General features: G+C 63.4%; 10 protein-coding genes. 4 read left to right on the top strand and 6 right to left on the bottom strand.

Annotated features, from left to right (window positions below):
* Positions 1-101: 101 nt before the first annotated feature.
* Together ABIE53_RS25350 and dinB are read left to right on the top strand one after the other, a co-directional pair.
* Complete coding sequence (locus ABIE53_RS25350; RefSeq protein ID WP_310074601.1) at positions 102-674, top strand: hypothetical protein; 573 nt, start codon at positions 102-104, stop codon at positions 672-674.
* A 68-nt stretch (positions 675-742) separates the two neighbouring features.
* On the top strand, positions 743-1,909 hold the full coding sequence (gene dinB, locus ABIE53_RS25345) for a DNA polymerase IV (protein ID WP_044021003.1): 1,167 nt from the start codon (positions 743-745) through the stop codon (positions 1,907-1,909).
* Here dinB and ABIE53_RS25340 read toward each other — a convergent pair.
* The 6 genes from ABIE53_RS25340 to ABIE53_RS25315 form a co-directional block, all read right to left on the bottom strand.
* Complete coding sequence (locus tag ABIE53_RS25340; protein WP_192699333.1) at positions 1,876-3,366, bottom strand: heavy metal sensor histidine kinase; 1,491 nt, start codon at positions 3,364-3,366, stop codon at positions 1,876-1,878. The genes dinB and ABIE53_RS25340 overlap by 34 nt on opposite strands.
* Entirely contained in the window at positions 3,363-4,067 is a 705-nt protein-coding gene (locus ABIE53_RS25335; RefSeq protein ID WP_006049300.1) for a heavy metal response regulator transcription factor, read from the bottom strand. The genes ABIE53_RS25340 and ABIE53_RS25335 overlap by 4 nt, the downstream gene beginning before the upstream one ends.
* Positions 4,068-4,157: 90 nt before the next feature.
* Entirely contained in the window at positions 4,158-5,627 is a 1,470-nt protein-coding gene (locus ABIE53_RS25330) for an efflux transporter outer membrane subunit (protein ID WP_192699466.1), read from the bottom strand.
* A 50-nt stretch (positions 5,628-5,677) separates the two neighbouring features.
* A complete protein-coding gene (locus tag ABIE53_RS25325; protein ID WP_192699334.1) occupies positions 5,678-6,901 on the bottom strand; it encodes an efflux RND transporter periplasmic adaptor subunit in 1,224 nt (407 codons plus the stop codon).
* A gap of 88 nt (positions 6,902-6,989) precedes the next feature.
* A complete protein-coding gene (locus ABIE53_RS25320; protein ID WP_006049297.1) occupies positions 6,990-10,193 on the bottom strand; it encodes an efflux RND transporter permease subunit in 3,204 nt (1,067 codons plus the stop codon).
* Positions 10,194-10,428: 235 nt separating this feature from the next.
* Positions 10,429-10,863 carry a VOC family protein gene (locus ABIE53_RS25315; protein ID WP_029966336.1) on the bottom strand — a complete coding sequence of 145 codons (435 nt, stop codon included), beginning with the start codon at positions 10,861-10,863 and terminating at the stop codon, positions 10,429-10,431.
* Positions 10,864-10,991: 128 nt separating this feature from the next.
* Between ABIE53_RS25315 and ABIE53_RS25310 the strand changes: the two genes are divergently transcribed.
* Positions 10,992-11,867: a LysR family transcriptional regulator gene (locus ABIE53_RS25310; protein ID WP_114156941.1), complete on the top strand. Its 876-nt coding sequence runs from the start codon at positions 10,992-10,994 to the stop codon at positions 11,865-11,867.
* A 118-nt stretch (positions 11,868-11,985) separates the two neighbouring features.
* Positions 11,986-12,621 carry a LysE family translocator gene (locus ABIE53_RS25305; RefSeq protein WP_006049294.1) on the top strand — a complete coding sequence of 212 codons (636 nt, stop codon included), beginning with the start codon at positions 11,986-11,988 and terminating at the stop codon, positions 12,619-12,621.
* Positions 12,622-12,625: the final 4 nt, after the last annotated feature.

Here is a 12,625-nt window from a genome sequence, read left to right as displayed (position 1 = left end):
CAGGTGAAAAGGCAGGTAAAAAATGCGGCTCTCGCCGCGGTTGCGGCGATGGCGGGGTTGGTCGCATTGACACCAATACGGCGCACGCGCAGGAGATTTATGTGCACGGCGGCACGCTCGGCGGCGGCATCGGCGCTGCGTTGCCGCTCAATTCATGGACGGGCGTGCATGCGGAATTCGAAGGCCTCGGCTTCTCGCATTCGGTCAACGTCAATGAAAACGAGTACGACGGTCACCTGAAGCTGCTGCAAGGCGGCCTCTATCTCGACGTGTTCCCTTTCCGCTCGAGCGGTTTTCGCCTGACGGCCGGTGCGCTCATCAACGACGACGAACTCTCGGCGCACGCCGTGCCGAATGCGCAAGGCAACTACAAGATCGGCGACGACTATGTGCCGGCAGTCGGCCCCGCGCCGTCGGCCACGGTCACGCTGCCGCGCGTGATGCCTTATGTCGGCATCGGCTACGGTCACAAGCCGGTCTCGAAGGGCTTCGGTCTCACTTTCGATGTCGGCGTCGCCTATGGCCGTCCGCGCACGCACTACAACGTGCCCGCGATTTATTCGATGTTCACGACGCAAGCGAATATCGATGAGCAGGAACAGAAGATTAATGACAAGGTCGAGCGGTATAAGTTGTATCCGGTGGTGCAGTTGGGGGTGAGTTATCGGTTCTAGACCGCACTCGCCGGCACTCCCAACGCCGACCAAGGTACTATTACGCGTACCTTCCGTTTCCGCCCTCCATGAGTTCAGCAAGCCGCCGTATCGCGCATCTCGACATGGACGCGTTCTACGCGTCCGTCGAGCTATTGCGCTATCCGGAATTGCGCGGCAAGGCGGTCGTGATAGGCGGCGGCCGCAACAGCGCGCCTGAAACGCTCGAAGACGGCAGCCGCCGTTTTGCGAAGCTGCGCGATTACGCGGGGCGCGGCGTGGTCACCACGTCCACTTACGAAGCCCGCGCGCTCGGCGTATTTTCCGCGATGGGCATGATGAAGGCGGCCGTGCTCGCGCCCGACGCGATCCTGCTGCCCACCGACTTCGACTCCTACCGTCATTACTCGCGGCTCTTCAAGGCCGCAGTAGCAACGTTCACCGATCGCATCGAAGATCGCGGCATCGACGAAATCTATATCGATCTCACGGAGTTGCCGGGCGAGCCGCGCGACATCGCCGCGCGCATCAAGCAGGCGGTCAATGAAGCCACCGGCCTCACGTGCTCGATCTGCGTGGCGCCGAACAAGCTGCTCGCGAAGATCGGCTCGGAACTCGACAAGCCGGACGGGCTCACGATTCTCACGCCCGAAGACGTGCCGCTGCGCGTGTGGCCGCTGCCTGTGCGCAAGGTCAACGGCATTGGCCCGAAGGCGGCGGAAAAACTGACGGCGCTCGGCATCGCCACGGTCGGCGATCTGGCGGCGGCGGACGCGGGTCTGTTGCAGGATCACTTCGGGCACAGCTACTCGGCGTGGCTCACGCGCGTCGCGCGAGGCGAGGACGAGCGGCCGGTCGTGGTCGAATCGGAACCGAAGTCGATGAGCCGCGAAACCACCTTCGAGCGCGATCTGCATCCGCGTCACGATCGGCCCGCGCTGTCCAGTTCGTTCACCGGCTTATGCGTGCGGGTCGCGGAAGACCTCGTGCGCAAGGGCTATGTGGGCAAAACGGTCGGCATCAAATTGCGCTACGACGATTTCCGCACGGTCACGCGCGACCTGACGCTCGAGACGCCCACCGCCGACGCCGCGGAAATACGCCGCGCGGCCACCGAATGTCTGCGCCGGGTCGAATTGAACCGCAAGCTGCGCCTACTCGGCGTGCGCGTGAGCGCACTGAGCCTCGCGAGCGCGCAGCCGCCGCAGCGGCGTCTACCGGTTCAGGCGGACTTGCCCTTCACGAGCGACGAATAGGAAGCCGGCGAGGAAGCCGGCGCCGACGCACTGCCCGCGTTCGCCGCGGCATTGGCCGCCACGTTCGCACGCGCGGGCGGCGTGACGCTTTCCACACGCGACGCCGCAATCGAAAACGCAAACGTGTTGACGCCGTTCGCGCTCTGCACCGACACGCTGCCACGATGCATCTCCGCAATCGCCTTCACGATCGCGAGACCGAGGCCGTGATTCTCGCGACTATTCGTGCGCGACGCTTCCACGCGATAAAAACGGTCGAACAGATGTTCGAGCACCGCGGGCTCGATCGGCTCGCCGGGATTCGCGACTTCGATCCGCACCTGCTCGCCTTCACGCACGATCCTGACGCCGATCGCGGCGCCCGGCTGGCAGTGTTGAATCGCGTTCATCAACAGATTCGTGCAGGCGCGGCCGAACAGCGAGCGGTTCACCTGAGCGACGGCATCGCCATCGAGGCGCGCATGCACGCGGGCTTCTTCGAGCGGAATCTCGAGAAACTCCAGCGTATGCGCGACTTCGGCCGCGAGCGACACTTCCATGAGACCGGTCGCGCGCTCGCCCTGATCGGCGCGCGCGAGAAACAGCATGTCGTTGATGATCGCGCGCATGCGTTCGAATTCCTCGAGATTCGATTGCAGCGTGTGACGCAGATCGTCGACGGAACGATTGCGGGTTAATGCGACTTCGGTCTGGCCGATCAGAATGGTCACGGGCGTACGCAGTTCGTGCGCGACGTCCGCATTGAACGACTCGAGCCGGCAATAGGCGCCGTCGAGCCGCTCCAGCGCGCCGTTAAACGAATTCGCGAGGTCGTTCAACTCGTGCGGTAACGACGCGGTGTTCAACCGTTGCGAGCGATTGTTCGGACTGACGGCGGACGCATCGCGCGTGAGACGCGTCAACGGCGCGAGGCCGATGCGTGTCACCGAGTAACTGAGTAGCAGCACCGCGAGACTGCCGAGCGCCGACAGCGCGGCGAGCGCGAAGCCGAACACGCGCATCGTGCGAATGTTCGGCAAGTAGCTCGATGCGACCTGCAACTGCATCGGCGGACGCGTCGAATAGCCGGGAATGGAGACGGTGGTGGTGAGCATGTCGTCGCCGCCGCCCGCCGGTTTGACGCGCGCGTAGCCGCCGGGCCAGCTCTTCACGATCGTCCCTTCGATCGGTTTGCCGTAGTTGTAGGACGGCTCGATGCTCGTGACCGCGTACACGGTGCTGCGGTCATGCGGCGTCATGTCGGTGAGCTTTTCGCGCGACATGCGCCATTTGTCAGGCGTCATCCCGTGATTGCAGATCAGCCGCGCGATTTGCGCGCGGTCGTCGAGCGACTCGCGCAAATGGCTTTCGAGCTGCGAGCGCAACACCGCAAAAAGCCCCGCGCCGATGACCGTAAATACGAACAGCGCGACGAGCGCGAACATCAGGGCGAGGCGTCGCGCGATGGAACGGTTCATGACGGCTCCCCGTCTTCGTGCAGTTCGCGCGCTTCGCGCACTTCGAGTACATAGCCCATGCCGCGCACGGTATGCAGCAGCTTCGACGGAAACGGGCCGTCGAGCTTCGCGCGCAAACGCTTGATCGCCGTCTCGACCACATTGGTATGACTGTCGAAGTTGACGTCCCACACAAGCTCGGTGATGGCCGTCTTCGACAGAATATCGCCTTGCCTGCGGGCTAAAACGCTCAGTAGCTGGAATTCTTTCGCGGTCAGGTCGAGCCGTACGCCGTCACGCGTTGCGCGCCGCCCGATCAGATCGACAAACAGATCGCCGACGGAAATCAGCGTGGATTCCTGCGAACGCGTGCGGCGCGCCAACGCATGCAGACGCTCGACGAGTTCGAGAAAGGAGAATGGTTTGGTGAGGTAGTCGTCCGCGCCTTCGCGCAAACCGCGCACGCGGTCGTTCACGTGATCGCGCGCGGTCAGCATGATGACCGGCGTGGACTTGCGCATGCGCAGCGCCTTCAGCACGCTAAAGCCGTCGCGCTTGGGCAGCATGACATCGAGCACGATCACGTCGTAATCGAACTCGGTCGCCAGATACGTGCCCTCCTCGCCGTCGAGCGCGACGTCCACGACCCAGCCCTGCTCCGTCAAACCGGAGCGCAGATAGTCCACGACCTTGTGCTCGTCTTCAACGATCAGCAACTTCATGCGCGTCCCCTAGTGTCTGCATTATACGAAACGCCCTGCATTGCCTGTTCAGCGTGCTTGCTCGCTTGTTGCGCCACGCGACACCGCGCATTACTGCGCAGCGGCGCGCGTTTGCGCGTCATGTTGCGCGGCGCCCGCGTCCGCGCCCGCGAGCGCGGGGTCCGCGTCCCAGCCGCCGCCCAGCGCCTTCACGAGCGCGACGGACAACGTCATCTGCTGCCCGCGAATCTGCGCGTCCTGGCGCTTGCTGTTAAGCAGCGACTGCTGCGCGGTGATCACGTTCAGATAAGCGACGAGGCCGCCGGAATAGCGGTCGTTCGCGAGCCCGAGCAGGCGCTCCGAATCCGCGACCGCTTCTTCCGATTGCTTCGCCGCGCCGTCGAGCACGGCAAGACCCGTGATGCCGTCCTGCACCTGCTGGAACGCGTTGAGCACCGTCTGCCGATAGTTGGCCTCGGTCGCCTTGTAGCCTTCGCTCGCGAACTGCACGTTGGCCGCGCGCCGGCCGCCGTCGAACAGCACCTGGCCCGCAGCGGCGCCGAGCGTCCACATCAGCGTCGGCGCGCTCAGCAGACTCGCGAACTGCGTGCTTTCCCAACCGATGCCCGGCGTCAGCGTGAGGCTCGGAAAAAACGCGGCTTTAGCGACGCCGATCTGCGCATTGGCCGCCGCCATCGCGCGCTCGGCGGAGGCGATATCGGGCCGGCGTTGCAGCAGATCGCTCGGCACGCCGAGCGCGATGGCCGGCACCGGAAAGCTCAACACTTTCGGTTCGATCGCGAATTGCGGCGCGGGCACGCCGACGAGCGCGGCAATCGCGTGCTCGTATTGCGCGCGCTGGTTCAACAGCAATTGCGCCTGCACACGCGTGGTATCGAGCAGCGACTTCTGCTGCAATACGTCGAGGCCCGACACTGCGCCGAGGTCGTGTTCGGCGTTCACGTAGTCGAGCGCTTTCTGTTGAAGCTTCACCGATTGATTCAGCACGTCGATCTCGGTGTCGAGTTCGCGCAGCGAGAAGTAATCGGTCGCGACCTCGGTGGTCAGCACGAGCCGCGCGTTGGCGAGATCGTCCGCCGACTGTTCCGCGGATGCCGCCGCGCCTTCCACCTGACGACGTATGCGGCCGAACAGGTCCGTGTCGTAGTTGATCGTCGGGCCGAGTTGCAGATTGTTTTGCACCGTCGACATGGTCGGCAGCGCGTAGTTGGTGCGCGGCCTGTCCGCCGAAATGCGAAAGCGCGACGCGGATGCCGCGAGGTCCACTTCGGGAACCTGCTGCGCGCGCGTATTGGCCAACGTCGCTTTGGCCTGCTCATAGTGCGCGCTGGCGGCGACGAGCGTCTGGTTCTGCGCGAGCGCCTGCGTTTCGAGCGAGGCGAGCGTGGCGTCGCGATAGACGTTCCACCAGTCCGGATCCATCGGCGCATGCGAAGGCGCCGCGACGCGCCAGTATGAATCCGTGTTCCATGCAGGCGGCACCTCGGCCTGCGGGCGCTTGTAGTCCGGTCCAACGGTACAGGCAGCAAGCATGACCGCGCTCGCCACAACAGCCGTCATCGCCCCCGCGGCTGCAAAACCGCTCACTGCGCGGCTCGCGCGTTGCGGCTTCACGACGCCTCCTTCCCGCTCTTTTGCGGCTGCGCGATCTCAACATGATCGCCGTCCGCAATCGAATCGCTCGGGTTGATGACGACTCTATCGTTCCCGTTGATGCCGCTTTCTATCTCGAGCGTCTGGCCGAGATCCTGCGCGATCACGATCTTGCGCAACTGCACGTTGCCCTTCGCATCGACGACGGCAAGCCGCGGACCTTCGGCGCGAAACAGCAATGCATTGCCAGGCACCATCCATTCCGCGCGCGCCACCGAAGGCAGCGCGACCTGCACATACGCGCCCGGACGCAGCGTGTTGTCCGGATTCGGCAACGTCACCTCGACTTGCAGCGAGCGAGTGGGCACGTCGATCGCGCCGGAAATGTGCGTGACGCTGCCATGAAACTGTTGACCGGGCAGCTCGGCCTGCGTGACGACCACCTTCTGTCCGACCGATACGTTCTGCGCATACGCCTGCGGCAATTGCACATAGACGCGCAGCGGGTCCGACTGCGCAAGCGCGAACAACGCGCGGCTCGTGCCGCTGCCGGCGTCGATCAGATCGCCGACATCGACATTGCGCTGCGTGACCACACCGGCAAACGGCGCGACGATCCGTTTGAACGATTCGAGCTGACGCAAGCGCTGCACGTTCGCATCGGCGGCGGCGAGGTTGGCGACGCTCTGCGCGTACGTGCTTTGCCGCTCGTCGAGTTCCTGCTGCGAGACCGCATCGCGTTGACGAAGCTGCTGCCAGCGTTCGAGCGAGCTCTTTGCAAGCGCGAGGCTCGAACTGATCTGCTGACGCTGCGCCGAGGCCTGCGCAAGCTCCTGATCGATCTCGGGCGTATCGAGTTCCGCGAGCAATTGGCCCTGCTTCACGCGCGTGCCGATGTCCGCATACCAGCGCAGCAGATAGCCGGTCGAGCGCGCATAGATCGGCGATTCGACGCTGCCGCGCAGCGTGCCCGGCAAGGTCGTCGCGCCGCCGCTTTCGGCCGGCGTCGGGCTCACAACGTTCACGTATTGCGTGGCGTTCTGCTTCGTCGTCTGCTCGACGGCGCGGTTTTGCATCAGGTTCGCGATCACCGTGCGCAACGCGCCGAGCGCGAGCAACGCGAGCACGATGAAGATGGCGATCTTCGCGCGCTTCCATTCGCGATTACGCGGCGGCAATGCGTGGCCGCTTTCCGTCTCGCGCGACGGAATCGCCAGCGATGCATGAGTTTTTTCGGTCATCTCAGTTGGCCATCTCGGTTAGCTAGCTCCGTGAGTTGAGTAGCCGGTTTCTTGACGTTTTCCACGATTCGCTGTTCACGCTCAGGCTTTAGGCCGGCTCGCCGGCACTACCGCTTTCGCCTGCGCTGTTGCCGTCGTCTTCATGGTCGTTGCGATGACGACGCGCGAGGCGCGTATGAATGCCCGCGAACACGAGCGGCACGAAAAACAGCGTGGACACCGTTGCAAACAGCAATCCGCCGATCACCGCGCGGCCGAGCGGCGCGTTCTGCTCGGCGCCTTCGCCGAGACCGAGCGCCATCGGAATCATGCCGATGATCATCGCGAACGCCGTCATCAGCACCGGACGAATGCGGCTCGCTCCCGCTTCGAGCGCGGCGGTCAGCGGCGGCGCGCCGGCCGACAGGCGCTGACGCGCGAACGCGACCATCAGAATGCTGTTGGCGGTGGCAACGCCCATCGTCATGATCGCACCGGTCAGCGCAGGCACGCTCAGATGCGTGCCCGTCAGAAACAGCATCCAGACGATGCCGGCCAGCGCCGCGGGCAAAGCGCTCACGATGATGAGCGGATCGACCCACGACTGGAAATTCACCACGATCAGCAGATAGACGAGCACGATCGCCATCGCCACGCCGAGACCGAGACCCAGGTACGAAGTGCGCATGGTCTGTACCTGGCCGCGCACCGTGATCTGACTGCCGCGCGGCAGCGTCGCGCGCGCTTTCTCGACGAGCTTGTCGACCTGGTTCGCGACGCTGCCCAGGTCGCGCTTGTCGACGCTCACATAGAGGTCGATCACCGGCCGGATGTTGTAATGCGTGACGACCGCGAACTGGTTTTGCGGTGATACGCGCACCAGATTGCCGAGCAGTTGCGTCGGCCCCGTTGACGATGCCGAGACCGGCGTGCGCAACAGATCGTCGATGGAAGAAATGCGGTACTGCGGCGTTTGCACCGCCACGTTGTACTCGACGCCGTTGCGGTCGTTGTACCAGAAGCCCGGCGACGTCTGCGAGCTTCCCGATAGCGAAACGAGCAGGTTTTGCGCGACATTGCTCGCGGTGAGATTGAGCTGCTGCAAACGCGTGCGGTCCATTTGCAGGTTGATCGCGGGTTCGTCGAGCTTTTGCTGAATGTGCGTATCAACCGTGCCGGGAATCAGGCGCACTTCTTTCAACAGCTTGCGCGCGACGTCGAAATTGCCTTGCTGGTCCGCGCCGGCAATCTGCACGTCGACGGCGGCGGGCAACCCGAAGTTGAGAATCTGCGTGACGATGTCGGCCGGCTGGAAGAAGAATTCGACGCCCGGAAAACGCTGCGGCAGCATCGCGCGCAGTTTGTCCACGTAGACTTGCGTCGGCTCGTGGCCTTCCTTCAACGCGATCTGGATTTCGCCGTCGAGCGTGCCGATCGTGCCTGCATTGCTGTATGAAAGATTGATACCGCTATACGGCAGGCCGAGATTATCGAGGATCGTGCCGAGTTCGTTCGCGGGCACGACTTCGCGGATCACCTTCTCGACTTCGTCGGCAAGACGCGCGGTTTCCTCGATGCGCGTGCCGGTCGGCGCGCGCATATGCAGGCGGATATTGCCCGCGTCGACGCTCGGGAAAAAGTCTTCGCCGAGCACGAATGCGAGTCCCATCGAGACCACGCAGAAGCCGAGAAATATGCTGCCGAAGCGGCGGCGGCGCACGAGCAGGCTGCTGAGAATCACAATGTACGCGGCGCGCATGCGCTCGAAGCCGTTGTCGAAACGCCGGTAAATGCGCTGAAAAAGACCCGGTTTTGCAGCGGCTTTCGGTTTGTGCGCGTGGCCCATCAGCAGCATGGCAAGCGTCGGCACGAGCGTGCGCGACAGAATGTACGACGCCAGCATCGCGAACACAACGGCTTCAGCGAGCGGCACGAACAGGTAGCGCGCCACGCCGGTGAGGAAGAACATCGGCACGAACACGATGCAGATGCACAGCGTGGAGACGAGCGCGGGAATCGCGATTTCGCCGGCGCCTTCGAGAATCGCATCGTGCAGATTGGTGCCCATATGCAGATGCCGTTCGATATTTTCGATCGTCACCGTCGCATCGTCGACGAGAATGCCCACCGCGAGCGCGAGGCCGCCAAGCGTCATGATGTTGATGGTCTGCCCGAGCGCATGCAGTGCGATCAGCGACGAGAGAATCGACAGAGGAATCGAAATCGCGATGATGCAGGTGCTGCGCCAGTTGCCGAGGAACAAGAGAATCATCGCGGCCGTGAGCGCGGCGGCCACCACCGCTTCGTGCACCACGCCCTGCACCGCCGCCTTCACAAATACCGACTGGTCGAACAGCGCCGTGATGTTCAGATCCGGCGGCAATGCCGCGCGCGCCGCCGGCAGCAAACCGTGCAACGTATTGACGATCGACAGCGTCGATGCACTGCCGTTTTTCAGCACCGAAATCAGCACGCCGCGATGACCGTCTTGCCGCACGATATTCGTTTGCGGCGAGAAACCGTCGCGCACGTGAGCGACTTCTCGCAGATAGGTCGTCGCGCCGTTCACCGTGCGCACCGGAATGTCGTTGAGACCTTCCAGCGTCGACGGCGAGCCGTTCATGTTGATCGTGTATTCCTTAGGTCCGATCTTTGCCGTGCCTGTCGGCAGAATCAGGTTTTGCGCGTTGAACGCGCTGACCACATCGAGCGGCGTCAGACCTTTGGCGAGCAACGCGCGCGTATTGAGGTCGACGGAAATCAGCCGCGATTTGCCGCCATACGGATAAGGCACGGCCGCGCCGGGAATCGTCACGAGTTGGGGCCGCAGGAAGTTCAGCGCGGTGTCGTTGAGTTGCTGCTCGGAGAGCTTCGTGCTCGACAGGCCGAGTTGAATCACCGGAATGCTGGACGCCGAGTAGCTGATCACGAGCGGCGGCGTGGCGCCCGGCGGCATCTGCTTGAGCTGCGCCTGCTCGACGGCCACGGTCTGCGCGATGGCGGTCTGGATGTTCGCATTCGGCTGCAGAAACACCTTGAGGATCGTGATGCCCGCGAGCGAATTCGACTCGATATGCTCGATGTCGTTGACGGTCGTCGTGAGACTGCGCTCGTTCACCGAGGCGATGCGGTGCGCCATGTCCTCCGCGGACAAGCCGTTGTACGTCCAGATGATGCTGACGACCGGGATGTTGATTTCCGGCAGCACGTCGACCGGCGTGGTGAACAGCACAAAAGGCGTCGCCAGCACAATCAGAATGGCCATCACGATGAACGTGTATGGCCGCTTAAGCGCAACGTTGACAATCCACATGAAACGCGCCTGAAGAAGTGCAGGTCACTGCGGCTGAGCAGCGGGAGGTGGGCGAACTGGCGCTATGCTAGATCGCCTGGACCAACACCTGCATGGCGCCAAAATGGCGGAATTGTCAGGAAGCTTATCGTAAGGAAAAAGCGTTGACGGGCGGCCCTTTTGCAAAATCGGGCCGCACTTTTATTTCAGTTTGCCTACGCGCTCTTCATGTTTTCACTCGCGCGCTCTGCTTGCTCTACTTGGCGAACAGCGACGACATATCGGCGAACGCCTTGAATTCGAGCGCATTGCCCGACGGATCGAGGAAGAACATCGTGGCCTGTTCGCCGACTTCGCCCTTGAAGCGCACATGCGGCTCGATGATGAAGTCGATGCCCGCCGCTTGCAGCTTGTCCGCGGCGGCCTGCCATTGCTCCATCGAAAGCACGGCGCCGAAGTGACGCACCGGCACCGCGTCGCCGTCGACCTTGCTCGTCTGGCGATGCCCCGCTTCTTCCGGCGCGAGATGCGCGACGATCTGGTGCCCGTAGAAATTGAAATCGACCCATTGATCCGAGCTGCGGCCTTCGGGGCAACCCAGCAATTCGCCATAGAACTCGCGCGCGGCGGCGATGCTATGGACGGGAAACGCGAGATGGAACGGCGGCAAGGTGGTGTGCGTAACGCTCATGATGTGGAACTCGCTGTAGATGATGCGATGGACGATGGAGATTGACTCGTCAAGTTTAACCACAAGCAAAAGTGATCGGAAACGATATATATTTGAGCTGACCATCACCAGAATCGATCAGTTGAAACATGCTTGCAGAACTTAGAACCTTGATTGCCGTTAGCCAGTACGGCACGTTTTCCGCTGCGGGCGCGCGGATCGGGCTCACGCAGTCGGCTGTCAGCGCGCAGATGCAGCGGCTCGAAGAGGAACTCGGGTTTGCTCTGTTCGACCGCACGGGCCGCTCCGCGATACTCAACGACGCCGGCCGCGAAACGCTCACGCTCGCCGAGGAAATCATCGCGCTCTATGCGCGGCTTTCCGAACGCGGCGCGGTCGCGGCGGAAAGCGGCATGCTGCGCGTGGGCGCGATTGCATCGGCGCAAGTGTCGTTTCTCGCGGACGCGCTCGCGCGTTTTCGCGACGACCGTCCGGGCTGGCGCATTCGTGTCGTGCCCGGCGTATCGCTGAATCTGCTCGGACAGGTGGACTCGGGCGAACTCGATCTCGCCGTCATCATCAAGCCGCCGTTTGCGCTGCCTTCGGAACTCGAATGGCGCACGCTCGTCACCGAGCCGTTTGTGCTGCTCGTGCCCAAAGCGCTCGCGCGCGGCAAGCGCGGGTGGCGCGAACTGCTCAAGAGCGAACCGTTTATCCGCTACGACCGCAGTTCGTTCGGCGGGCGGCTCGTCGACCGTTTTCTGCGGCGTTCGCGGCTGAACGTGCACGACGTGCTGGAACTGGACGAGTTGCAGGCGATCGCGCAGATGGTCGCGCGCGGCATCGGCATCGCGCTGATTCCCGACACGGCGGGCCTCGGCAAGTGGCCTGCGGGCGTCGCCGCGTTGTCGCTCGAGGACGCGACGTTTCATCGCGAGATCGGGCTCGTGCAGCGTCCGCGGCATAGCCGGCAAGCGGTGGCGGATGCACTCGCCGATTGCATCGGGACCGCGGCGCAGGGATAACAACGCTGCGCGGCTCGCGCGCAATTGTGCCGATCAGCGCTTCATCAACTGTATCTGTGCGGTCGATGCAGCAGCGCGCAAAATCGTGATTCCTCTGGCCGCCCGCGAGTCTTAACTGATGACGCCCACCGCTTTCCTCACCGCCGATGTCCTGATCGCCTACAGCGCGTACTTCGTCGGCACGGCAAGCCCCGGTCCGAGCAATCTCGCGATCATGTCGCTTGCGATGAGCGCGGGCCGCCGTTCGGCGCTCACGTTTGCGCTCGGCGTGGTGTCCGGATCGTTCTTCTGGGCGCTGCTGGCGTCGCTCGGTTTGTCGGCGTTGCTCGCCACGTATTCGGAATGCCTCGTCGCGATCAAGATTGCGGGCGGCGTCTATCTGCTTTGGCTCGGCTTCAAGTCGGCGCGCTCCGCGTTGGCGCCCGCCGCGTTGCCCGCTGGCGACGCGCGACAGAACGAACCGCTCAAGCGGCTCTATCTGCGCGGCCTGTTGCTGCATCTCACCAATCCGAAAGCGATTCTCGTGTGGATGTCGATCGTTTCGCTCGCGATGTCGCCGGCGGGCGGCGCGCATACCGCGCCGGTGGTGCTCGGCTGCATGGCTATCGGCGTGTCGGTGTTCAGCAGCTATGCGCTGCTGTTTTCGACGGCATCCGCGCGGCGCGTGTATCTGGCGATCCGGCGCTGGCTCGACGGCTCGCTCGCGATCATGTTCGGCATTGCGGGCTTCAAACTGCTGACGTCGAAAAGCTGAGGCG

The sequence above is a fragment of the Paraburkholderia sp. OAS925 genome, from assembly GCF_040543975.1.
Taxonomy (GTDB): domain Bacteria; phylum Pseudomonadota; class Gammaproteobacteria; order Burkholderiales; family Burkholderiaceae; genus Paraburkholderia; species Paraburkholderia graminis.
Note: the sequence above shows the minus strand (reverse complement) of the source record. Positions and strands in the feature narration are given on the sequence as shown.